Source organism: Chitinophaga sp. Hz27 (genome assembly GCF_042263525.1).
GTDB lineage: Bacteria > Bacteroidota > Bacteroidia > Chitinophagales > Chitinophagaceae > Chitinophaga.
This window is the reverse complement of the sequence record NZ_JBHKFJ010000007.1, coordinates 272,563-295,488: the sequence shown is the minus strand read 5'-3', so window position 1 is coordinate 295,488 and position 22,926 is coordinate 272,563. Positions and strand designations below refer to the sequence as shown.

The 22,926-nt window shown below is 43.3% G+C and carries 20 protein-coding genes; 9 read left to right on the top strand and 11 right to left on the bottom strand.

Annotated features, from left to right (window positions below; translation table 11 throughout):
* Window positions 1-10: 10 nt before the first annotated feature.
* Entirely contained in the window at window positions 11-793 is a 783-nt protein-coding gene (gene budA, locus ACE38W_RS18240; RefSeq protein ID WP_375832911.1) for an acetolactate decarboxylase, read from the bottom strand.
* A gap of 358 nt (window positions 794-1,151) precedes the next feature.
* Between budA and ACE38W_RS18235 the strand changes: the two genes are divergently transcribed.
* From ACE38W_RS18235 to ACE38W_RS18220, 4 genes are all read left to right on the top strand, one after another.
* Window positions 1,152-3,518, top strand: coding sequence for a TonB-dependent receptor domain-containing protein (locus ACE38W_RS18235; protein ID WP_375832909.1), 2,367 nt, complete (start codon window positions 1,152-1,154; stop codon window positions 3,516-3,518).
* A gap of 181 nt (window positions 3,519-3,699) precedes the next feature.
* Window positions 3,700-4,002 carry an autorepressor SdpR family transcription factor gene (locus ACE38W_RS18230; protein ID WP_375832907.1) on the top strand — a complete coding sequence of 101 codons (303 nt, stop codon included), beginning with the start codon at window positions 3,700-3,702 and terminating at the stop codon, window positions 4,000-4,002.
* Window positions 3,989-4,864 carry an SdpI family protein gene (locus tag ACE38W_RS18225; RefSeq protein WP_375832905.1) on the top strand — a complete coding sequence of 292 codons (876 nt, stop codon included), beginning with the start codon at window positions 3,989-3,991 and terminating at the stop codon, window positions 4,862-4,864. Before ACE38W_RS18230 ends, ACE38W_RS18225 begins: the two co-directional genes overlap by 14 nt.
* Window positions 4,865-4,866: 2 nt before the next feature.
* Window positions 4,867-6,123, top strand: coding sequence for an alpha/beta fold hydrolase (locus ACE38W_RS18220; RefSeq protein WP_375832903.1), 1,257 nt, complete (start codon window positions 4,867-4,869; stop codon window positions 6,121-6,123).
* Here ACE38W_RS18220 and ACE38W_RS18215 read toward each other — a convergent pair.
* Entirely contained in the window at window positions 6,120-7,760 is a 1,641-nt protein-coding gene (locus ACE38W_RS18215) for a DUF6138 family protein (protein ID WP_375832901.1), read from the bottom strand. The genes ACE38W_RS18220 and ACE38W_RS18215 overlap by 4 nt on opposite strands.
* Window positions 7,761-7,897: 137 nt before the next feature.
* On the opposite strand from ACE38W_RS18215, the gene ACE38W_RS18210 reads away from it, so the two are divergent.
* The 3 genes from ACE38W_RS18210 (at window position 7,898) to ACE38W_RS18200 (ending at window position 10,455) form a co-directional block, all read left to right on the top strand.
* Entirely contained in the window at window positions 7,898-8,326 is a 429-nt protein-coding gene (locus ACE38W_RS18210) for a rhodanese-like domain-containing protein (RefSeq protein ID WP_375832899.1), read from the top strand.
* A gap of 32 nt (window positions 8,327-8,358) precedes the next feature.
* Window positions 8,359-9,027 (top strand): ArsR/SmtB family transcription factor, encoded by a 669-nt coding sequence (locus tag ACE38W_RS18205; RefSeq protein ID WP_375832897.1) that lies wholly within the window; start codon window positions 8,359-8,361, stop codon window positions 9,025-9,027.
* A gap of 186 nt (window positions 9,028-9,213) precedes the next feature.
* A complete protein-coding gene (locus ACE38W_RS18200) occupies window positions 9,214-10,455 on the top strand; it encodes an MFS transporter (protein ID WP_375832895.1) in 1,242 nt (413 codons plus the stop codon).
* A gap of 54 nt (window positions 10,456-10,509) precedes the next feature.
* On the opposite strand, the gene ACE38W_RS18195 is transcribed toward ACE38W_RS18200, so the two are convergent.
* The 3 genes from ACE38W_RS18195 to ACE38W_RS18185 form a co-directional block, all read right to left on the bottom strand.
* Window positions 10,510-10,818: a hypothetical protein gene (locus tag ACE38W_RS18195; RefSeq protein WP_375832893.1), complete on the bottom strand. Its 309-nt coding sequence runs from the start codon at window positions 10,816-10,818 to the stop codon at window positions 10,510-10,512.
* A gap of 71 nt (window positions 10,819-10,889) precedes the next feature.
* Window positions 10,890-11,195 (bottom strand): hypothetical protein, encoded by a 306-nt coding sequence (locus tag ACE38W_RS18190; RefSeq protein WP_375832891.1) that lies wholly within the window; start codon window positions 11,193-11,195, stop codon window positions 10,890-10,892.
* Between the two features lie 131 nt (window positions 11,196-11,326).
* Window positions 11,327-11,599: a UBP-type zinc finger domain-containing protein gene (locus ACE38W_RS18185; RefSeq protein ID WP_375832889.1), complete on the bottom strand. Its 273-nt coding sequence runs from the start codon at window positions 11,597-11,599 to the stop codon at window positions 11,327-11,329.
* Between the two features lie 145 nt (window positions 11,600-11,744).
* On the opposite strand from ACE38W_RS18185, the gene ACE38W_RS18180 reads away from it, so the two are divergent.
* Complete coding sequence (locus ACE38W_RS18180) at window positions 11,745-12,020, top strand: Ada metal-binding domain-containing protein (protein ID WP_375832887.1); 276 nt, start codon at window positions 11,745-11,747, stop codon at window positions 12,018-12,020.
* A 520-nt stretch (window positions 12,021-12,540) separates the two neighbouring features.
* Here the strand turns inward: ACE38W_RS18180 and ACE38W_RS18175 are convergent.
* The 3 genes from ACE38W_RS18175 to ACE38W_RS18165 form a co-directional block, all read right to left on the bottom strand.
* Complete coding sequence (locus ACE38W_RS18175; protein ID WP_375832885.1) at window positions 12,541-13,953, bottom strand: RagB/SusD family nutrient uptake outer membrane protein; 1,413 nt, start codon at window positions 13,951-13,953, stop codon at window positions 12,541-12,543.
* Window positions 13,954-13,973: 20 nt separating this feature from the next.
* Entirely contained in the window at window positions 13,974-17,036 is a 3,063-nt protein-coding gene (locus ACE38W_RS18170) for a SusC/RagA family TonB-linked outer membrane protein (RefSeq protein WP_375832883.1), read from the bottom strand.
* Window positions 17,037-17,233: 197 nt separating this feature from the next.
* The gene (locus tag ACE38W_RS18165; protein ID WP_375832881.1) at window positions 17,234-17,908 is read right to left on the bottom strand and encodes a response regulator transcription factor; all 675 of its coding nucleotides are present in this window, start codon (window positions 17,906-17,908) and stop codon (window positions 17,234-17,236) included.
* A 738-nt stretch (window positions 17,909-18,646) separates the two neighbouring features.
* On the opposite strand from ACE38W_RS18165, the gene ACE38W_RS18160 reads away from it, so the two are divergent.
* Window positions 18,647-19,585 (top strand): hypothetical protein, encoded by a 939-nt coding sequence (locus ACE38W_RS18160; RefSeq protein ID WP_375832879.1) that lies wholly within the window; start codon window positions 18,647-18,649, stop codon window positions 19,583-19,585.
* A gap of 54 nt (window positions 19,586-19,639) precedes the next feature.
* On the opposite strand, the gene ACE38W_RS18155 is transcribed toward ACE38W_RS18160, so the two are convergent.
* The 3 genes from ACE38W_RS18155 to msrA form a co-directional block, all read right to left on the bottom strand.
* Window positions 19,640-21,484, bottom strand: a complete 1,845-nt coding sequence (locus ACE38W_RS18155; RefSeq protein WP_375832877.1) for an ATP-binding protein — start codon at window positions 21,482-21,484, stop codon at window positions 19,640-19,642.
* 303 nt (window positions 21,485-21,787) lie between these two features.
* A complete protein-coding gene (locus tag ACE38W_RS18150; protein WP_375832875.1) occupies window positions 21,788-22,189 on the bottom strand; it encodes a nuclear transport factor 2 family protein in 402 nt (133 codons plus the stop codon).
* Window positions 22,190-22,347: 158 nt separating this feature from the next.
* Entirely contained in the window at window positions 22,348-22,836 is a 489-nt protein-coding gene (gene msrA, locus ACE38W_RS18145; protein ID WP_375832873.1) for a peptide-methionine (S)-S-oxide reductase MsrA, read from the bottom strand.
* Between the last annotated feature and the right edge of the window lie 90 nt (window positions 22,837-22,926).

Genomic DNA, 22,926 nt, shown 5'->3' with positions numbered 1-22,926 from the left:
TTACCAGGCGTTATTTCTTCTCGTAGATTTCATCGATATCTTTTGCTTCCGTACTTCGTCCTTCATGGAAGTTGAACTGCTGAAACCCTTTCGTCTGCGGGATTTTAACCGTATAGCCATCTAAAGGTTCCAGCTCCACTATTACCGATGATAATTCCGTATCGATCATATGTCCGCCACCACTTTTATCAGCAGAGAGAAAATGAAAATGATAACCAGAGATATTAGTATTATCCATATAAGCTGGTAATCGGTATCCAATAAGGTCTCCGTCGGCTTCTTTGAATTCGAAGAAGTGTTGCTGCTTCGCCCAGTTCTTAAAGGTAGGGTAAGGCGGTTGATCCACAGGTGGGAGCGCCCTGCTTTTTACATAAGAAAATCTTCCTTTGATATGAATGGCATACATGCCATTCTGGTTTGGAAACAGGCTGTCCAGGCGATGAAATAATTCCTGTTTAGTTATCTTTTCGTTTATGCTTATACGTATGCTAGGCCGGAAATGATTGACCATAGCAAAAGGAACTTTATAATCATCCGGTAATTCCCTGGTTTTACCATCAACGGTGGTCTGGTAGGCCTTTCCATTGAATAGTAGCAACTCTCCATCTATTTTGTCTGGCGCGCCTAGGCCGAAATCTCCTTTGGTTTTTAATTCTCCGATAGGATAGAAACCTTCATAAAGTCCGCCTAACAGACCAATGGCAACGCCCACGGTATACAACTCATGGGGTGCGGATTGGCCGTAGATTATCCGGGGGTAACAAGTCAACACAAACATAAGCAGATATTTCATTGATGTAGTTTTTTGGGTAATGCCAAATTAAAACATTTTCAGGTAGATTTTATTTCGCGTAATAATAAATAATTATGAAGATGCAGATTGCTGTATTCCTGCATGGATGGTGTGTTTGCAACTATTTGCCTTGCTGTGATTTATAAGCGTTTTTATATATTACTGCCTGCAAGTAGCAGTGCTATATTTAGTGTGGTGTCCTGATCGTCTGTAATATTTTACATTAGCTGGAGAATCTAAATAAAATATTTCTATTTAAAATTTATTCGGAATTGGAAAAAATATCACCTGCAAATTTTTCCCGATTTGATAAATGATTAAAAATTCCGGCCGCTACCTTTGCCGAAATTTCTTATACATGCCAACACTGCTGAGGAGCCTACTGCTATTCGTTCTTTTATCTTTCCCTTTACTAACCTTTGCGCAAACTGATGATAAAACCATTAATGGCGGTTCCCTGGTAGGGAAGGTGGTTTCCAATACTGGTCAGCCACTGGAGCTGGTATCTGTTACCATCGTGCAATTGGATAAGGGTACTTTAACCGATAATGATGGCCGTTATAGCTTTGAAGGTATTCCGGCAGGGCATTATATTCTTCGCATTCAATTGCTGGGCGCTGCGGAAAAGGATTTCCAGATAGATATCGAAGCGGGTAAAGCCGCTACCCTGGATTATAAGCTGCCAAAAGAAAATATCCAGGCATTACAGGAAGTGCGCGTAGTGGGTAATGTGAATGGACTATCTAAAAAAGAAAGTTATTATATTTCTCGTCTGCCATTGAAGAACCTGGAAAATCCACAGGTATATAATATCGTTCCAAGAGAATTGATACAACAGCAGATGGCTGTAGACCTGGGCAGCGTTTCCAAAAACGTTCCTGGCGCAGGTATCCCGATGATCGCCAACCAGGGAAGGGTTACTTTCCGCTCCCGTGGCTTCGAAACGGAACCTAATGCCCGCAACGGCGTGGCTGGTCAGGCTTTTTCCAGCATTGATAATGCCAACCTGGAAAGGATAGAGGCCATCAAAGGGCCTTCTGCTACTTTGTTTGGGACCAACGTATCCAGCAGCTATGGCGGATTGTATAACCGCGTTACCAAAAAACCTTACAACGGCTTCGGTGGAGAAGTAGCATATACCGGCGGTTCCTGGAATTTCAACCGACTGACAGTAGACGTAAACACACCTGTAAATAAAGACAAGACCATGCTGTTTCGTGTGAATGGTGCTACCACCTTTGAGCAGAGCTTCCAGGATATGGGTTTTACCAAAAGCGTTAGTCTGGCCCCAAGCTTTTCCTATCAGATCAATGATCGCTTGTCTTTATTACTGGACGTGGAATTTGGTCAGGCCAAAGGCACGTCAGTAGTGCGTTTTAATCCATATACCGGCGGTACCAAAAATATTTCTATTGCCAATATGGGATTCCCATATAATAAGATGTTCCTGAGCAATGATATTGCCTATAACACACAAATGCTGAACATCTTTGCACAGGTGAATTATAAAATCTCGGAACACTGGACCTCACAAACCATTGTCTCCCGTGCCAGATCTTCTATTGATGGCTATATCACTGCGCTTAACGGCCGCACGGATTCTACGTTACGCGCCAATGTCATGAAAGGTTATACGGCATTTATAGCTACAGATATGCAGCAGAATTTTATCGGTGACTTTAAGATCGGTAACTTCCGCAACCGCCTGGTGCTGGGATTGGACTATTACAACAATGCTAATTCTTTCGACAGGATCGCTGTAAACGGCCCCACCGTAAACTTTATCAATCCTGGTTCTTCGTATAAGGTTTACAGTTATAAGATCGATTCCCTGTTGCCAACAGGAACGCCACGTACAGAAAATAATGGCGACAATAGCTATGCTGCATATTTCTCGGATGTATTCAACTTTACAGACCGACTGATGGCTATGGTGAGTTTGCGTGTAGATCACTACCGTAATCAGGGCGTTTATAATATAGCCACTGGTGTAACAACAGGTGCTTATAACCAGACATCCTTGTCGCCTAAACTGGGCCTGGTGTATGAGGTGCTGAAAGATAGAGTATCCTTGTTTGGTAACTATATGAATGGGTTCTTCAACAAAGCCGGTTCTGATGCGCAAGGCAATAGCTTCAAACCTGAGCAGGGCAATCAGCTGGAATATGGTGTGAAGGCGGATGTATGGAATCACAAATTGGTAGGTACGTTAAGCGTTTATGATATACAGGTAAAGAATGTGCTGCGCATTGATCCTAATGATGTGAACTACCAGATCCAGGATGGAACGCAGCGTAGTAAAGGCGTAGAGGCCGAAATTACTGCAAACCCTGTTGCGGGCTTGAACATCGTAGCAGGTTATGCATATAACGATAGTAAATACACGAAGGCCGATTCCACTGTACAAGGCCGACGCCCTGCATTGTCCGGCCCGGCTAATATGTGGAATTTCTGGGCAAGCTACCGCCTTACCAAGGGTAAGCTGAATGGCCTGGGCATTGGATTTGGTGGAAATGCCGGTAGTATGTCTTATCAGACCAATACACAAAAAGTGCAGATCACGATTCCAAGCTACCTGATGCTGGATGCATCTATCTTTTATGAGCGTCCTAAATTTCGTGTAGGCGTTAAGGTGGATAATCTTACTAGTGAACAGGCATGGTCTGTTCGACTCACTCCTCAGCCACCGGCTAGGTTCCTCGGTACTTTCGCCCTGAAATTCTAAGCGCTAACATAATTAACAGATTTTTAATTGTAAAATTTTTTATGCAATCAGCTGATGCCTTCGGTATCAGCTGATTGCGTTCTACATGTAGCGCAGTGGGGGCTCAGGCCCGAAATTTTATTTTTGTGTATTTAGATAAATGTCTAAATTAGTGTTTAGATAGTTGTCTAAATATCTTCTTGTGAATAACATATTTAAGGCGCTAAATGATAAGACGCGCCGCGACATATTAGAACTGCTGAAGCAGCAGGACCTTACCGCTGGAGAGATAGCGGAGCATTTCGATTTCTCCAAGCCTACCATCTCTCATCACCTGGATTTATTGAAGCAGGCAGAATTGATCACGAGTGAAAAGAACGGGCAGTTTATTACGTATTCATTGAACACAACGGTAATGGATGAATTGCTGAAATGGATGATGCAGTTTTCGAATGGGGCTTTCTCTTTTAAATCAGCTAAAAAGGTGAATTATGAAGGCAAATAACTGGAGAAAGGAATGGCTTTCCGTGCTGATTATGGCTACACCATTTTTGGTGTACCTTTTACTGCGTGCGGAGTTGCCCGCAAAAATACCTTCGCACTATAGTTTTACAAGCAAAGGCATGGTCGTAGATAGCCACATGGCGCCATTGCCAATGCTGCTGGCTTTACTGCCAGGTATGCTGCTGATATGGGCCGCTATGACTTTCCTACGTGGAAACCCATCCATGCAGCTCATTAGTTTGCCCGCCATGCCTCAAGCGAAGTATTGGATCAAAATAGCCCTGCTGGTATTGTTGGCTGCCATCCCTGTGGTGGAGATGCTGAAAGCGACGAATTATATACCGCAAAGTTCCACTGAATCAGGCGCGTTGTGGTTTATGTTGTTATTTCTGTTGCTTGCAAATGCATTGGTGTTTGCTGTCTTTAAAATTGCCCAGCCTACCATCAGTACAAAGGCCATACATCATAAATACTATAATATCCTTTGGGTGGCAACGCATGCTGTGACTACAATCGGGCCTTTATGCGCCATCATTGCACCAAATTTTTTCAATGTTGAAAAGCTTATTCCACAATTTGTGTTAGTATTTCTAACCGTGCTGGGTAACCTGTTGTATAATGTGAAACCCAATAGCATGATGGGTATCCGAACACCCTGGACATTCAGCAGTGAATTGATATGGCGTAAAACCCATCATTTGGGTGGCACCTTGTTGTTTATCGGTGGCCTCACAGGCTTTATAATATCAATATTCATGCAGGCAGCCGCTACCAAATACATTATGATTACTGTTATCCTGGTTACCGCGCTTATCCCTATTTTTTATTCCTGGTATCTCTATCGTCAACAAGTTAATTCCTGATCATGCGTTACCTGAGTATCTTGTTTTTTATCTTTTTTGTTACTACCGTCAATGCACAAACGAAAGATCTGGCAGCCAGATTTTGTATACTGCTGTCCAGAGAAAATTGGAGTAGCGCTATGAGCATGATGGATGGACAGGGTATGAAGGGCGATCATTCAGCAATGCTACGCGACATGTGGGCGGAGGTACAGCAGCAATATGGACAATGGGAGCAGTTGGGGGAAGTACAGGAGGCCGGCAAACAAGGATTGTATGACCTGGTGCGCGTTTACAACGAATTCCAGAGAAGTACAGTAATAATAAATGTTGCTATTAGTCCAGAAAGAAAAATAGTAGGCTTTACATTTTCAAAAGTATTACCGAAAGTTGGACTACGTGAAAATGAAACGCTGGATACTGTTCAAACACAGGATGGTAGTGTGTTATATGGTACTTTGCAGCAACCTGCGGCGAATGATAAAGTACCGATGGTATTGATTATTCCAGGGTCTGGGATGGTGGATCGGAATGGAGATGCCGGTGCAGTAGAAATGGCCTTTCAACATTCCTATCTGCAACTGGCAGATGGTCTGAATGCCAATGGTATTGCTTCATTACGATATGATAAGCGCGGTGTAGGACGCAGTACACAAATCAGCAAGCCTATGGCACAAACATCGCTGGATGATTATATCAGCGATGCCGCTGCATGGGTGCAACACCTGCGTAATTCAGGCAATTTCAGTCGTATCATTATCATCGGACATAGTGAAGGATCACTGATAGGTATGGCGGTGGCTTCTCTGCAGCATTATGATGCGTTTATATCTATTGCCGGGCCAGCCGATCCTGTGGCAGATGTGGTGGTGGCACAAATCAACCAAATGTATTCAGCTGAATTTGCGCATACTGCTAAAAATATACTGGACCAGCTGAAAGCGGGGGCAGAGCCGAATGATGTGCCTACCTATTTGTTATCCGTATTGAGTCCGGCTTCGTATGCCTATTGGCGTAGTTCTTTTCGCTATCTGCCTTGTGAACAGGCGTCGCATCTCAATATGCCGATGTTGATTATTAATGGCACAAAAGATACACAGGTGCTTCCTGCGCAAGCGGCCCATCTGCATGAGTGTCAGCCTAATTCAGCATTGTTACTGATCAAAGATATGGTGCATCCTTTGAAAGATGCAGCAGGGATTGGCGTTAATCAGAAAGAGGCCTTGCCATTGCATCCTGCGCTAATCCCTGCTGTAGTGTCGTTTATACGGCAGCATTAATTGGCAGCCAGCTGCAATAACGTTTGTAGCTGTGGCGCCGCACCTTTCTTTTTAGCCAGAGCTGCAAGTTTCTCTTTGCCACCCCAGATCTGAAAGATAACGTGTTCAACGCTGTATGATGGTTCGTTTTGTAATGATAATATCAATGCGGACAGCGCATCATGGCTGATTGCTGATAATTGCTTTACAGGCTTCATTTCCTGACAAGCCAGCAGACAGGTAGTGATAACAGGCATTTGTTCTGTTGCAGCGCCATGTTTGTCAATATATGCCAATGTAAATTGATTTTGTACCGATTGATGTTCTGTGTCAACTCTCGCCATATAATCTTTTACAAGATTGGAATAGCCGGTATCAGCGAAACCCAGTCCAAATACCGCATAGGAGCCAGGCATACAACATTGCTGTGCTTCTGCATCTTCATACCATTGATATTCTACGGACATGGCTATACGTGCATAGGCTTCCAATGCTGGATATACTTCCACATATTGCAAAGCGTTGGCAAAGAAACGATGTGTGCCGTTTTTTGCTAAGCCTTTTATTGGCAGGAATTGCTTTTCCTTTGATTTGAGAACAATGCTATAGCTGCGTGGGAAACCGCTGTTGAGCAAGTTTTGCAGGTAGGCAAGTGCTTCTTGGTATGCACTGCCATCTTCCTGTAATACCTGTATATCAATGGTAGCAAAAACGTCGTTGGGGGTAAGTTTTACGACCGCCGATGTATACGGCTGGAAATTTCCAGTGCCGGATCTCAATAGGGTAGCGGCTTTAGAGCTACCTAATTCTTTTGCAAGGTTAACGTATGTAACGCCACCTGGTCTGGAATAATTTGGCTCGTACCGAATGATTGATCCGGCAACATATAACAAAAGATCCAATGCCGCAGGTTCGGCAGCTGGATGCTCCGCTTTGAGCTGATATACAGGTGCCTGAAAACCTATTTTAGTAATATCGTAGAACCTGGTCAGAAAGTGGTTTTCCGCCCAATCCGACAGTGCACGGGTGATATGATAACGATGCTCTTTTTGTGCATCTTTATTATTTTTATTGAGCTCCAGAAGTAGATCAAATGTCCGGATGATTTGATGGTAATCAGGTTGGGGAAACAACTGTGGCGATACCAGATGCCGCGCCAGGAAGAAGGTTTCCAGTTTTTTCGTTGGGTATGTACCGTTACTGATTTTTTCTTGCAGATATTTGTCTATTGCGGTAAGCAGCCATTGTTTCTTCGGCTCACTGACATGGATAAACGGTGCTATCTTATGACGTCTGTTACCGATAATGATTTCTCCATGGACGATAAAAACATAATCAAGGATAGGAAGATTATCGTAGGAGGCAAGCACTTTTTTCAGCTGCGGTGGCAGTTGTTCGGAGATCTCTGCAACAGTGGCCTCGTCTGTAATGCTTTGTGGCAGCCCTTCATAGTGCATGTCTGCATCGCTGAAATCGTCATTGGTTGTATAGAGGTGCATTTCTCCGTTTTTATAAACGAACCTGGCGAAGTCGAAAATACCAGCCTGTAAGCTTGTCCTGGAAATCAGGGTGGCCGCGTCTTTGCTGTTATTCAGTTTTTCCAGTAGCATTGCTAATGCCCTGGCAATATCCGTAGTAATGGTTTCCGTGTTACTCATTTCAATTAATTGGGTTATACAATTGGGGAAGCAATATAAGGTATTCAGCGCGAGTGAGAAAATGGCGAATATTATCTATTCAATAAAAAACTTGAATAGCTGTTGCTGTTTTTTTACCTTTACAAAAAATGATATCTATGAAAAACTACCTGTTGTTAGTTGTTGTCTTGTTTTTATTCCAGGGAAAGCTGCAGTCACAGGCCAAACAGGACCCATGGACGGCCGCTCAGCTGATACAGCCGGAAACATTAGCTAAAAGTATCACTGATAAAAAGGAGGTGGTAATCTTGTCTGTAGGCCCGGGTGCATTGATCAAAGGCTCAGTGGATATGGGGCCGGCCTCTGATGAGGCAAATCTAGACAAATTGAAAAAGTATGTGAGCAAGCTGCCCAAAAGTAAGGAGATCGTGATTTATTGCGGATGCTGTCCATTTGATAAATGTCCGAATATCAGGCCTGCATTTAAGGCATTACAGGAGATGGGGTATAAAAATGCTAAATTGCTGAATCTTACAAAGAATATTAAAATGAACTGGCTGGATAAACATTATCCAACTAACGATTAACACAATTACTTTACACTGTAACTGTGATGTATATGAACAAGAGAGTATTTAAAGATAGAGTATACGGTGAATTGGCGAAAGTGACCAAAGCATTAGGGAACCCGCATCGCCTGGAGATAATTGATCTATTGGCACAGGGGCCTTTTACGGTGGAGCAGATCGCGAACTATACAGGCATGTCTGTAGCTAATGCTTCACAGCATTTACAAACACTGAAAAGCGCTAAACTGGTGACAATTACCCGTGATGGGAATTTTATCAATTACACATTGGCAGGTGAAAACGTTTACAACGCATGGTCAGGGCTGAGGGAGCTTGGACTGGCTTATAATGCAGAGATAGAAAAAGTGGTCAGTGATTTCCGTAAAGGATATAGTAACCTGGAAAGCGTTGATGCGGTTACATTAGCACATATGATCCAGCAGGATGAGGTTATTCTGCTGGATGTCAGGCCGGAAGAGGAATATAACCGGGGACATATACATCGCGCCATTTCAGCACCTATTGAAGAATTAGATCATCTGTTAAAGAAGTTGCCCAAAAATAAGGCCGTAGTGGCTTATTGTCGTGGCCCTTTTTGTGTATACGCCGATGAGGCAGTGCATTTACTCAAGAAGAAGGGCTACAAGGCCAGGCGCTTGCAGGAAGGATTTCCTGACTGGGTGCTGAAAGGTTATCCGGTATCAGTTAAAAAAGATTAAAGTTATTAGGCGCCCTAGGCGCCTTTTTTATTTCTTACGACCACGCAAACTAGCAATGCCCTGCATCTTATAGGATGAGTTTGGCTGGTGAATCCGTGTATGACGATTCTTGACATGTACCTATTCAATGAATTCATTGAATAGTTTTTTTCTTTGTATATTTGCAGGATAAATAATTTAACAGAAGTGGAGATTAAGTTAGGGTTAAAGGAGAACTGGAAACAATTCAGTTTGCTGGTACTGGTGAATAGTCTGGTGGGAGGCATGGTAGGCTTGGAGCGCACGGTAGTACCGCTGGTGGGAACGGAGGAGTTTAAGATCAATGCGGACCTCGTGGTATTCAGCTTCATAATAGCCTTTGGTGTAGTGAAAGCCTTTACCAACTTAATTTCAGGGATGCTGGCAGATAAGTATACCCGCAAACGGGTATTGATATGGGGCTGGCTGATAGGGTTGCCTGTTCCATTCCTGCTTGGCTGGGGGCCCTCCTGGAACTGGATTATCGCAGCAAATATATTGTTAGGTGTCAGCCAGGGATTTGCCTGGTCTATGACTGTAAATATGAAAATAGACCTGGTAGGGCCTAAGAAAAGAGGGCTGGCAATGGGCCTCAACGAGGCCGCTGGTTACGGGGCTGTTGGACTCACCGCCTTACTTACTGGTTACCTGGCTGCTAGGTATGGATTACGCCCTCAACCTTTCTATATCGGTATCGCCTATACGATAATAGGTTTATTATTATCTGTATTCATTGTTAAAGATACCAGGAAGCACGCTCAATTAGAAGCGGCTTCTGTGAAAATGACCACCGCTGGAGAGCAGGCGCATAAACCAGGTCTGCTCTGGGTTTTCAAGGAAACAACGCTGAAAAATAAAAACCTCTTTGCCGTTTCTCAGGCGGGCCTCATCAACAACCTGAATGATGGTATGTCATGGGGCGTATTTCCACTGCTCTTTATTTCCGCAGGCGTAGGCCTGGAAGGAGTGGGCTGGATTAAAGCAATATACCCGGTAGTATGGGGTGCCGGACAAATCATCACCGGCCCGCTTGCCGACAAAATAGGAAGAAAGCCGCTGATAGTGTGGGGGATGTTTGTTCAGGTACTGGGGCATATCGTTATAGGCCTGGAACTCTTACCACCACTTGCTTCCGGGCTGGTAGGCTCTGTATTGCTAGGCATCGGTACGGCCATGGTATATCCTGCATTGCTGGCGGCAGTCAGTGATTCCGCACATCCTGCCTGGAGGGCTTCTTCTCTGGGTGTATATAGGTTCTGGAGAGATATTGGCTATGCTGTAGGAGCATTGATGGCAGGGATTGTGGCGCAACTCGTAGGATTGATTTGGGCCGTGCATATCGCAGGCATACTCACTTTCCTTTCTGGCCTGCTGGTTTGGATACGAATGAAAGAAACAAGGCCGCAATAGCAAAAGCGAAGATATAAAGAAGGCTTACAACATTTGTGTTGTAAGCCTTTATTTTTACCAGCCGAGGCGGCAAAGTGCCGGATCATAGAACCTACTTTTGCGGAGAGAAATGAATCGTTTTTTCATCCACTGTTTTCTGTTCTTGGAAACCAGCTTCCAGCTATAATAGCCGCCATATACCTTTCTTATTGGCTGCATGTTCTCGTCGCATTCGAAAAATGAAAATCTCTCTTTACGGTCAGGGCAGGGGCGATAAAAATCTGAGCTCCAGCCACAAATACGACAGGCAAAACGAAATTCCTTTCTGATCAGTAGGTAGGTACGACTATGATCCGTTTCATTTAAGATGTTGTGCTTTTTCATTTGTAACACTTTTGGTGTTACAGCGCGTCAAATTTTTTCTTCATAAGTTTTAATTAGAGATGACCTGTGTTTTACCAGCCAATGATAATATGAGATGATCTGTCATGGCGCATGACCAATATTTTAATAGACTTTCGCATCCATTGTTTCCTGTTTTTGGAAATGGATTTCCTGCTATGATTAGCGCCATAAGAATTCAGCTGAAGCCCCGGATCATTACATAGCCGCAATTGCGCAGACAAGCGATCATCTTCGCAAAAGTTGCGAAAATCATCATGCCAGATGGAATCACGAGGATAAATGTCATTCAGGATTTGCTGGGCAACATTATACGTATGCCGGTTGTCGGTCTCTTTTAAAATGTTGTACTTTTTCAATTGTAACACTTTGGGTGCTACAGAGCATCAAATTTTTTCTTCAAAAAATAGAAGTTGGTTGAGTAATAAAGATAGATTTTTTTCAGATATAATATATATTTTATGCAATAATCTTACATAAAATCCTCCATTTAATATTCTGCAAAACTATCATCTTCATAACAATACAACCACCGTTCTCCCGGTTCAGCAGAAGATATAACGGGATGATGTGTCTGATGATTATGTGCCGTCATATGCTGGTGTGGCGACTGATCACAGCATAACGTAGCGCCGCATGTCTGGCAAGTCCGGAGATGCACCCAGTCTGAGCCTATTTTTACGCACTCCTCGCACTCATACTTTGTAGCCTGCTTTAATTCCTGCAGCGCTTTCATGTGTGGACAGATTTCTTCCTGAGCCATAGTAGGTTATGTTTTACGGTGAATAGAAGATACAAATAATATTTATGTAAAACAGTAACTGCAATACTTTTGTTGGCACTTAACCGCAAGTTTCGGGTTGTCTTTAAAACGGATTACCTGGAAATTCGCATACAAATGAGATGGCATGCAACATCATATCCAGTTAGGAAAAACCGTGTTAGAAAGACAGAAAGTCCTGTTTCGTCTGATACATCAGGGCGTCATACAAATGGGCGGTAATAAGAAGGATAAAATTTATGGTTTACTTTCCTGTAATGCGGGTAAGAAAATGAAACCGGAGAACAGAGTGTTTTTTGCAAATGAACAAGAAGCCTTAAACTATGGATACCGGCCTTGTGGTGCCTGTTTGCGCAAGAAATATCTGCAATGGAAATCTGATCAGTCCAATAAATTTAAATAGCTGCAAGGTGATTTTTTCTATAACATCTTGTTAAAATATTGCTTTAAACCATGCTATAAAAATGCAGTACGCAGTTTAATTTTTATTGAAATATACAGTGCTTTTATTGTCAGTAATTAGTAGCAGTATCTGCTGTTTTGCTCACTTATCACGGTTTTCCGTGATTTATTGAGATGCAGTTCCTATTGTAAGTGTTTGTCTGTAATTTCAGTTCGGACATTTCTTTTTCACACAAAAACTTTTTTGTTATGAAACCTGTAAATCCAAAAAAAATTAAACTGGGTGTAATTAAAATTGCCCCAATGAACGGCGCAAATCTGCAAGAAGCTCAGGCTATGAAGAGCAACTCCAGCTGTGGCCACATCTGCCCAACTATCTGCTCTCAGAATTGCCCTACATTCTTATGTTTCTAATCGCGAAAAGAGGCCTCTGCTTAGTAGAGGCCTCTTTTGTTGTCTAACCGACAGTAGATACTGCGTTGATCTTTTAATTGTCCTATCTTTCTCTATGATATAAATCGTTACCAACCACTATTATTGGGTTTAATATTAGGATTGCTAAGTATTTCTGATTGTGGTATTGGAATATTATAGTAAATATCTTCCGGCGAAAGTATCTCTTGTCCTGCCTGCGTTTCCCTTACTACCGGCTGTCTCCGGCGTTTAAGATCAAAAAATCGATGTCCCTCAAAAGGTAATTCTTTCCATCGCTCCGTTGCAATCGCATCATTGATAGTTCGTATATCCGGAAACGTTATCCGCTTATAATCCTGTATACGTGCTTCCCTAAGCGTATTGAGCTGATCGATGGAAGCTGCCAGGTTGCCCAGCTGAGCATAGGCTTCGGCACGGATAAGATACATTTCAGCAATCCGAAAGACTTTCACATCATTTCTGTTTGTGGCGCCGTCTTCTCCTTTATATTTAGTAATGATGTCTGCTAACTGCCCCTCCTCCTCCAGGGTAGGGTCATGGTCGAAGTAGGCAGCAGCACGAACGTCATTCTGCGTATCATAGGCCTGTAGCAGTTGCGGAGAAGGTGCGAAGTAAATAATACCCAGACCTGCATTCTTCCAGATATCTCCGGGCCTCATGCTGCTCTGGTTCGTTCTTTTCAGTTTGAAGATTACTTCTGCATTGCTTTTATCTGTCCATATGGCCGGGAACTCTGCTCTGGTAGCCAGCGTAGCATTGGCGATGGCTTTGTCTGCAAACAATAACGCATCGCTCCAATGGCTAGTATATAGTGCTATCCTGGCTTTCAGGGCATAAACAGTTTGTTTGTTCATCCTTGTATTGTCAGTTCCTTCACTGATTTCAGTCATTGCTTTGTCCAGGTCTTCCTGAAGTTTTGCCATGAATTCAGCTGTGGATGGGCGTGCTGGCTTATTGTTATTATCTGTAATGGTAATATAAGGAACGGCTAATCCTTCCGGAAGATAGGAATTAGCGTATATGCGATACAGTTCGAAATGTTGAAAAGCGCGTATCGCCAATAGTTCGCCTTCCAGTTGCTGTTTCGCACTGTTATCCGCGTCATTTTGCACCGGCACCTTACTTAATCCGGCGAGTATTCGGTTTGCACGGTTGATAACCTGATAGCCGTTTGTCCAGGGAGCGGCAATTGCAGGATCAAAGCCGGTGTAGGACCAACGGTACAGCAGCTGGGCGTCGCCATTTACACCGGCGTTTTTAGGGCCGATCACACATTCATCCGCCATCACGGAACCTATACGCAATGTGTATTCTGGCGCCCAGCCAGCATATACTCCTAGCACAGCACGGTTTACAGTGGAAACAGACTGGAAGATATCTTCTTCATCTACCTGGTCGGTAGGTTTGATGTCTAGCATCTTATTACAGGAAGTATATAGAATTGGACTTGTAGCCAGACAAGCGACCCATGTCCATTTTTTTATAGTAGTGAAAATCATAGTGTTTACATTAATTTTATTTAAAAGCCTACCTGAATACCAGCGGTGATGATGCGTGGCATTGGATACTCATATTGTGCAATGTCATTGGCATCTTCAGGATCGAAACCTCTCCACTTCATGATAGAAAAAAGATTCTGGCCGGAAGCAAATACTTTCAGGTTTCTAATAGCACCTTTGGTGGCATCGGTTACAGGAATATTATAACCAATGGTGATGTTTCTGAGCTTCACATAATCTGCGCTGGTAATATCTCTGCTGGTAACGTATGTGGCATATTGCGCCCCTGGATATTTGCTGATATCGCCAGGTTTTTGCCAGATGCTCAACATATCTCTGGACTGGCTGTACCTGCGATAGGCTGCACTACCGGAATGCGCATACATATCAGGATAGTTGAGCCGCGACATTCCATGTATAAAGCTGATGAGGGTACTGAATTCCAGGCGCTTCCAGCGTATGCTTAGCGTAGCACCTCCCATCACCGGCGGATCATAGGTGGCGTTCAGAGGTACCGCATCATCAGGATTGTAAATACTGGTGACTTTGCCTTCTTTATCGAGATATAATGGAGCGCCTGTCTGCGGGTCCACGCCCTTCCACCTCACCGCATAGAAGCTCCCTAAAGGTTTTCCTACCATATTCATAGTCACTTCATCTGAAAATATCTGTTCTTCTTCACCCAAACTCAGTATTCTATTTTTATTATAAGCCAAGTTTAGTCCCATCGTCATGGTGAAATCCTTTTGCTTGATGATATCACCTTCCAGCATTAATTCCACACCGCGGTTTCTCACCTTTCCTGCATTGGTAGCCATGGTAGCAAAGCCTGTAGTCAACGAAAGATTTCTATTTACAAACAAACCTTTGGTAACACGATTATAGACATCTACTTCTCCACGGAGGCGGTTATGAAAGAAGCCAAATTCTAATCCTACGTCAGCGATATTGTTCATTTCCCAGTTATAGGCTGGATTACCTGGGGTTATTGGTATCAATGCCTTGTTTCCATTATAATCAGCAGAGCCATACAGTGTTTTGTAACCATAATCACTGGTAAAGCCGCCGGCATTGCCTGTGAGGCCGTAGCTGGCGCGCATACGCAGGTTGCTGAAAGCAGTCTGTGATTTCATGAAGTTTTCCGCGAGGATATTCCAGTTGCCGCCGATAGCATAAAACAATTTATATCTATTAGCTGCCGGTACTTGAGAAGAGCCATCCCGGCGCAAACTGGCGGTAATCGTATATCGGTCACCGTAAGAGTAGCGAAACAGTCCTATCTGCGACAATAACATTCGATTCGGTGTTGTTTGTCCGCTGATGTCAGGAATAAAATTATTATCACTTGTACCGGGAGTGATGCCTACCGGTGTGTTATGTAGTTCTGATACCAGGCCATAGCCGGTGAATCCAAATCCGCTGCCCGTAATCTTATTGATCTCTGCTAAAAGGTTAGCTTCAATTTCATGATGGCTGTTCCAATGCTTATTGTACCTGAAACCTCCTGTGCCCACCAATCCCAGTCTGTTGGTTAGTCCGCGCTGATAATAACCCTGGTTACCATTATTGACGAGCTGTCCATACCAGGAGTCAGGATTAAGGTATTCGGTGGTATTGCTTTGCTGAAAATCCATGCCTACGGTACCTGTCAGCTGCAAGTCTTTGGTAAGATCAATCGCCTCGTTCAGGGATAGTACAGCTTTCAACTGATTATCTTTCTTTAGACTGTTGGCATAGGCATCCAGTGCATTGGCGCCATAGTTGCCTACGCCGGGTTTGCCATAGCGTGATTCATATGGCAGCGCATAGTACAATGCCGCGATAGGATTTTTTTCTGTGATGCCACCACCACCAACTGCCGCGCCACCTTCTTCCGCTACGCCTTCGTCCTGAATATATTTTACGGTGGCCGCAGATAGGCCCATATTCAGTGTGGTACGGAATCTTCCGCTACGATGCTGGATGTTGGCACGCAGACTATATCTTTCTAATCCTGAATTCAACGCAATTCCTTCCTGGTTGAAATAGGAGCCAGAGAGATAAAACACCGTTTTATCGCTTCCACCGGAAACATTCAGACTATGTGATTGCATGCGGCCTTGTCGCAGTAAATGTTTGCGCCAGTCTGTATTTATCTGTCGTAAACTATCGAGCATAGCATTGCCGTAGGTATAATCTTCCAATGATTTGGGCATAGCTACGCCATTGACTATTTTCTGCGGGTTATTCGGTGAATAGGCCCAGCCAGGAAGGCTAGGGTCTTTTAGTATCTCTTCGAATTGTAGGCGCTCGTTGGTATTCATCATATCCCATTTGGAACTATTGACAGATGAAATCCCAAACTGATTGCGGTAGTTGATACGAGCTTTTCCATCTTCCCAGGCCTTTCCTTTTTTTGTGGTGATGATGATCACACCGTTGGCGGCACGAGAGCCATAGGCTGCTGTTGCAGCCGCATCTTTCAGTACGCTGATGGTTTCAAAATCTTCGGGGTTGAGCGCCGAAAATGAATTGTTAGACACAGGTACACCATCGATGACATAGAGTGGATTTACATCGCCGTTGATAGAGCCGAGGCCACGTATAGACACTCTTCCAGGTTCGCCAGGCTGGCCGGTAGGCGTACCTACATATAAGCCAGGCGCGCGGCCTTGCAGCATTACATCAAAAGAACCTAGAGGCGCTTGCGTGGTAACGGTAACGGGTACACTGGTAATGGCGCCCGTGGTGCGCGATTTACTTTGCTGGGTATAACCAGTTACAACCACACCTTGTAAAGCCTGTGAGGAACCTGCCAGAAAGATTTGCAGCGTATGGTTAGCAGCGCCTATATTGATTTCCTGCTCACGGTAACCCATAAACGTACAGCGTAACTTCTTCACGCCTGAGGGAAGCTGGATAGTAAATTTTCCTTGTGCATCCGTAATAACGCCGGTGCTTGTACCTGGAACTGCTACTGTTACGCCTGGTAGCGGCTGGCCATTGGTGGAATCGGCTACAACGCCGTGTAGCTGCCGGTCCTGAGCAGATACGCTACCAGTATATAGCAACATGCCCAGCAAAGAGGTAAAATAAAACTTCATAAAAATAATGCTAGTTAAGCGAGTACAGAATGACTGTTCCTTTCAAAAGCAAAACTAGAACTGCATTATTGGAGCGACATTAAATGCGTGGATGCATACAGTTAGAATGTTATTAGAGATTTCTAATGCAAGCATCAAAAAAAATATCAGATGCCTGAATTTGATGTTACTGCCGGTTAGCTCTTGTGTGAGATATATTATTTTTCTCGCATCACATATCCTACACCCACAACAGTATGTATCAGTGGCGTATCGAAGCCTTTATCTACCTTGCCGCGCAAATAATTCACATACACATCTATGAGATTGGTACCGCGACTGAAACTAATGCCCCATACCGTTTCCGCGAGGTAGGTCCTTGTCAGTACCTTGTTCTTATTGGTCATTAAAACTTCCAGCAGGGCATATTCTTTAACGGTCAATGCTATTTCTTTATCAGCGCGTTTTACCGAATGATGGTAGCAATCCATTTGCAGATCAGCCACCTGGTATACGGCTGCAGGACTAACGGTCATGCCTCTACGGTGTAAGGCCTGTATCCTGGCTAACAGTTCATCAAAATGAAAAGGCTTGGTGAGATAGTCATCAGCGCCGTTTTCAAAGCCTTGCACGATGTCTTGAACAGTTCCTAATGCTGTTAACATGAGTACAGGTAATCCCTTTTTCAAATGTTTGATTCGGCGGCAAACATCAATGCCAGAGAGGGTAGGCAGGAGCCGGTCTAATAATATGATGTCAAAATCATGTTGCATGGCAATATGATAGCCATCCTGGCCGTCGTAGGCTACAGTAACAGTATGCTGATATGTTTCCAGCCCTTTTTTTATAAATGCTGCTACCTTGGGTTCGTCTTCAATCAGTAAGATATTCATAGCTTAATTGTGCCCATAAAAATAGTACCTATCTATACCCCGAAATACAGCATTAAAGAATTCTAATACCAGGTTAGAAGGATTTAATTTCTCTATAATCTTAGTTTAATTTAGCGCAACATTTATTTACATGATAAATTGAAGTAAATTGCTTGGAATGTAATGCCAGTAAATGTTTTGTAGAGATAGGACAGGTTTTGCAGAGATAGGAGTGAGCTATTGAATTTGATTAAATTAACGTCGGCGTATAAACGCTTTTTTTTCAGGTGATGGCGAGGGGGATTTTATGACGTTTCATTTTAGAAAAATAATGATCGAGGTAGAGGAGGTGATTACTGTGGTTTATCGACAGTAATTTTATTTTCTCCCAAATTGGGCCAAGATGACTAAAAAAAACCAGGGAGCGCGCAAATTCAATATTTGCGGGCTTCCTGGCTTTTTTATGCCTACAGGAAACCGCATGGTTTTTCGGGTGTTCATAAAAAAGGCCCGACTTTTTGCGCTGATTGTGAATTATTTTTCAATTTTATCAGGAACTCGTCATTTAGAATAGAAAATGCAATAACCAGGAAACGTATTCGTCAAATTCATTCATATAATGATTTATATAAATTTAAATCATTGCGAATTATCCTTGGCCATTAAAATGAGTACTAATGTTCGCTGCTGTCATGAGCATGTGCGAACCAATCAAAATAATTAATCAATCCCCTATTTACTCACTTAAAATCAAAATGTATGTCCAACAGATTTCAGGGCCTCTATTGCCCTAACACGTCATCTATTTACAACAAAAACCTGTCATGCGTAAGAGAGAAAACTAAAATTTGGCTTTACAGTTACGGGCTGTTAACCGCAGACACTGAAGAATTGCATATGGCCTCAGACTTCCCCAAAATGGTAGCCCGAATGTTCCCGAATGCTACGGAAGAATTATTACAAGTAGCATCAGACTTCAACTCCCTATTATTCGTTTTGGATGATTTCCTGGACTCTGGTGCTAAAACGGCATTGCAGGAACAGTCTGCCTATGAAAAATTCGTATTCGGTTTAATGCAGATAATGGAGCATAACCGGATTGCGGTAAATCATCCTATCCTTATCGCCTTTGCCGACGTCTGGGAGCGGATGATCAGTCACGGTAACCAGCAATGGAGAACAAGATTTATTAAAAGCATGCAGATCGCCTTTGATGCTAACTTCTGGCGTATCCAGAATGTCCACAACCAGGTTACCTCTATTGGCGATTACCTGAAACATCGCCCTGCCATCGGCGGCGCCAACGTTTTTGTATTCCTGATGGAGCTGATGACCGGCTACTCGCTCACCACAGAGCAATATGCTTCCAAAGAGTACAGCAGAATGAGCGATTTCTGTGCCCGCTCCATTTGCCTGGCCAATGATATTTTCTCTTATCAGAAAGAATTACTGGAAAATGACGAATTTAATATAGTCATGCTCGTTAAAAAGCACTTCCATCTTTCTATTGATAATGCTGTAAAATATGCGATCCAGATCCACAACAGGGATGCGGTGGAGTTTGACAAGGTAACGCGCATGATGCAACGTAGTAACTTCCGCAGGTATATGGAAGCATTGCAGCAGATGATGTGCGGTAATATTGAGTGGAGCCGCAGGGATACCATCCGTTACAGGGTTCGTCCTATTCACTCATAGTATGCTAGCTGACTAAAAAGCTGGTTCGGGGGCTTTTTAGTCAGCCTTATTTCTTTATCGGTCCTTGGTAATTTCTGTGGCGCCATTTGCGCCATAGAGCAGCATCATGCCCGCTATCTCGGAGAAATGATAAGGCTTTCTGACAAAATCATTGGCGCCGGCATCCAGGTAGCCTTGTATGGTTTCGTCGAGGAGGTTGCCACTGCAAACGATGACCGGCATCTCCTTATGCATGGTCTTTCTCAGGATGGTAAGAAATGACCCGGCATCCCCATCTGGCAGAATGGCATCCAAGAGGATAATGTTAAAGTCCTCACGCGCCACGGCAGCAATGCCTTCTTCTACGGAGCCCGCAATCTTGAACTGACAGCCCAGTTCTTGCATGGCCTTTTCCATCATGATTTGTGAGAGATAATTATCTTCTACCAGCAACACCCGCAAATGAGGGAATTTCAGCTTCAGGATGGCGATATCATTCATATTGCGCTGAGGCACAGCAGGGTCGCCAGGTACTAAAGGCAGACAAACCTCAAATACGGCGCCGCCTTCCGGCCGGTTGGATACCAATATTTCGCCCCCCAGCAATTCTACAGCCTTCTTCGTAAAGGCGAGTCCTACGCCGCTGGAAGTCATGATCTGATTAGGATTAGTTTCCATGCTGAAATACTTTTCAAAGATCAGGTCCAGCTGATCTTCCGGTATACCCTGGCCCTGGTCCAGCACAGCGATGGTCAGCTTGCCGTCTTGGCCACTGGCATGCAATGTAATGGTGCTATTGCTGGCCGTATATTTCACCGCATTGGAAAGGAGGTTGGCGATGATAATACGGAGTATATTCTCATCTGTTTCTATACATTCAGGAAGATCTTTTACCTGACTTTCAATTTTCACATTCTTTGCCATGCCCACATAGGCGTGGATTTCAATGAGGTTTTCTATGAAAGACCGGATATGGATAGAGCTGATTTTAATATTATTTAAGATGCCATAATCGATGGCGCCTACAGACAGGTTTTGATTTACCAGGTCTTTTACGTAGATGCTCGCCTGGTAGAGAGCCTGTGTATAGAAGCGAAGATGCGCACTTTCTTTTTTTGTAATAGAAGAATGGTAGAGCAGCTGGCTGATTAGCGTGATAGCATTCAAAGGCGCTCTCAGCTCATGATTGCTCAGTTGCAGGTATTCTTGCTTGTATTTATTGAGTATTTCCAGTTCATTCCTTTGCTTATTTACCACTTCCAGGTTTTCGGCAAGTTGCTGGTTGGTTTTATTCAGTTTATTGTGGGCGATGCGTAGGTCGCGGTTGGATTTACGTATAGACTTGAACAAGTCCTGGATATAGGAATGCGTGACGATAATACTGGCGCAATCGAGGAAGAGTATGAGGGCCAGCACTACCCAGTTGATCGTTTCTGTTCCCTGCTTATCTACTATTGGATGAACAAAGCGGAAATGATAGTTAACCGTGCAAACGCAAAGTGCGATAATGGCAATGATCATACAGATGACCTGCTGCTTTTTCTCGAAGTGTACAATGATGGATACACTCAGAACAAAGATGAAAAGCAGGTATACTTCCATGATGCGGCCCAGCACAGCACTATAATAGGTGATGGCACAGCAGTTGATGATGGTGACAAGATAACCAGTCAGGCGGTACTTGCCTTTATAATTGAACCATAAAAGAGATCCAAAAAGTAGTCCTTCAAAAATTACCGGAACATAGATTAGCGGTTCTTTAGTTTGGAAATAAAGAACAATAGAGAAGATAGAAGTGCATATTATGGTAACCAGGCTTATCAGGTTAACATTTCTGATGGCGCCATTCTCCCCTATAGAATTATTTTTATTAATACCTACAGTAACGAGTTTAGTAAGGTTTACATCGATTAGTTTCATTATGTTCAGGGTTTCTGAGGGAGCTCTTAATTACATGTCAATAGTCTCGGATAAGCAGACTACGGGCTGCTGATAACAGTTGTAAATACTTTTATTCTATACGTTAAAACAGTGTACAAAAATTGATCTAATATACTGAAAATCCAATAATACCTGACTTAATTTTTACAGGAGCGGGAGCTAACTTGTCTTGATAGGCGGGGCTTGACGGTATTTGTACAGGTTGTTTGCAGTGCAAACTTGATTTGGGATAATAAGAATGATGAGGTGGCTGTGCAAACGATCGTTGCACAGCCTCGGGTTTTACATGGCACAGGATACGGCAAAGCTATCTTCCAGTAGCCTATATCTGGTGATTAATCCGTTTTCTATTATAAGATGGATAAAGAACATAGACTGGATCGTTTCATTCTTTTTTGTCATGAGGGTGGTGAATTCGCCGGTAATAACAGCCTGGTTATCGCTAGCAAAAATCCCGGCAATATTAGCATGGATCGGTACCGTATTCTCCCAAAGTAAGGCGTAGAAATCAGCCAGCTCACTTTTGTGGCTTCGCTTTCCCAGCCAGGGAACTTTTGTTTCATCTCCAGGGATGTACCAGTCTACATTGTCTGCAAATAAAGAAAGGATATCACTGATATTTCTGCTTCCCATGCCGTTCAGCAATGCTGTGGCTATTTCCTGGCTATTCTTTGCTTGTACCATAATTTTAATGTTTGTGGTACGAAGATATAATAGGGGTGGGCAGAAGGATTGATAAAATGCGCCAATTTTGAAGATTACTCCGGAATTATTACGGATAAAAAATGAGGCGTCTCTTTTTATGGAGACGCCTCAGCGTAGGTATGATAACTTGCTGGTATTTAAAGTTTCCAGTCTGGACGGATAAAATGGCAGGTATATCCAAATGGATGTTTTTGCAAATAATCCTGATGTTCTTCTTCTGCATTCCAGAAATCGCCGGCTGGCACTACTTCTGTGGCAAATTTGCCTGGCCATTTTCCGGAGGTCTCTAAATCGGCAATAACCTGGTTAGCAGTTTCATGCTGCTTTTCATTCAGGTAGAAGATAGCAGAACGATAGCTGGTACCGATATCATTTCCTTGCCTGTTGCGGGTGGTAGGATCATGTATCTGGAAGAAAAATTCTAATAAATTCCGGTAAGGTAAGATACCCGGATCAAAGGTAATCTCAATTCCTTCTGCATGCGTGCCGTGATTCCTGTAGGTAGCATTAGGTACATCGCCACCGGTATAACCGACTACCGTAGAAATTACGCCTGGCAATTGCCTGATCAATTCTTCCACACCCCAGAAGCAACCGCCGGCAAGAATGGCTTTTTCACTGGTCATAATTTTTTATCTTTTACAAAATGAAGTTAGTACATTGATACAATATTTATTTGTATGTTTTTCTAATTGATTTTAAATCAATGGTTTTGC

What these genes read in the sequence shown, in the direction of transcription:
- budA (WP_375832911.1), bottom strand. Translation starts at nt 793, where the DNA reads ATGAAATATCTGCTTATGTTTGTGTTGACTTGTTACCCCCGGATAATC.
- ACE38W_RS18235 (WP_375832909.1), top strand. Translation starts at nt 1,152, where the DNA reads ATGCCAACACTGCTGAGGAGCCTACTGCTATTCGTTCTTTTATCTTTC.
- ACE38W_RS18225 (WP_375832905.1), top strand. Translation starts at nt 3,989, where the DNA reads ATGAAGGCAAATAACTGGAGAAAGGAATGGCTTTCCGTGCTGATTATG.
- ACE38W_RS18220 (WP_375832903.1), top strand. Translation starts at nt 4,867, where the DNA reads ATGCGTTACCTGAGTATCTTGTTTTTTATCTTTTTTGTTACTACCGTC.
- ACE38W_RS18215 (WP_375832901.1), bottom strand. Translation starts at nt 7,760, where the DNA reads ATGAGTAACACGGAAACCATTACTACGGATATTGCCAGGGCATTAGCA.
- ACE38W_RS18210 (WP_375832899.1), top strand. Translation starts at nt 7,898, where the DNA reads ATGAAAAACTACCTGTTGTTAGTTGTTGTCTTGTTTTTATTCCAGGGA.
- ACE38W_RS18205 (WP_375832897.1), top strand. Translation starts at nt 8,359, where the DNA reads ATGAACAAGAGAGTATTTAAAGATAGAGTATACGGTGAATTGGCGAAA.
- ACE38W_RS18195 (WP_375832893.1), bottom strand. Translation starts at nt 10,818, where the DNA reads ATGAAAAAGCACAACATCTTAAATGAAACGGATCATAGTCGTACCTAC.
- ACE38W_RS18185 (WP_375832889.1), bottom strand. Translation starts at nt 11,599, where the DNA reads ATGGCTCAGGAAGAAATCTGTCCACACATGAAAGCGCTGCAGGAATTA.
- ACE38W_RS18180 (WP_375832887.1), top strand. Translation starts at nt 11,745, where the DNA reads ATGCAACATCATATCCAGTTAGGAAAAACCGTGTTAGAAAGACAGAAA.
- ACE38W_RS18175 (WP_375832885.1), bottom strand. Translation starts at nt 13,953, where the DNA reads ATGATTTTCACTACTATAAAAAAATGGACATGGGTCGCTTGTCTGGCT.
- ACE38W_RS18170 (WP_375832883.1), bottom strand. Translation starts at nt 17,036, where the DNA reads ATGAAGTTTTATTTTACCTCTTTGCTGGGCATGTTGCTATATACTGGT.
- ACE38W_RS18165 (WP_375832881.1), bottom strand. Translation starts at nt 17,908, where the DNA reads ATGAATATCTTACTGATTGAAGACGAACCCAAGGTAGCAGCATTTATA.
- ACE38W_RS18160 (WP_375832879.1), top strand. Translation starts at nt 18,647, where the DNA reads ATGTCCAACAGATTTCAGGGCCTCTATTGCCCTAACACGTCATCTATT.
- ACE38W_RS18155 (WP_375832877.1), bottom strand. Translation starts at nt 21,484, where the DNA reads ATGAAACTAATCGATGTAAACCTTACTAAACTCGTTACTGTAGGTATT.
- ACE38W_RS18150 (WP_375832875.1), bottom strand. Translation starts at nt 22,189, where the DNA reads ATGGTACAAGCAAAGAATAGCCAGGAAATAGCCACAGCATTGCTGAAC.
- msrA (WP_375832873.1), bottom strand. Translation starts at nt 22,836, where the DNA reads ATGACCAGTGAAAAAGCCATTCTTGCCGGCGGTTGCTTCTGGGGTGTG.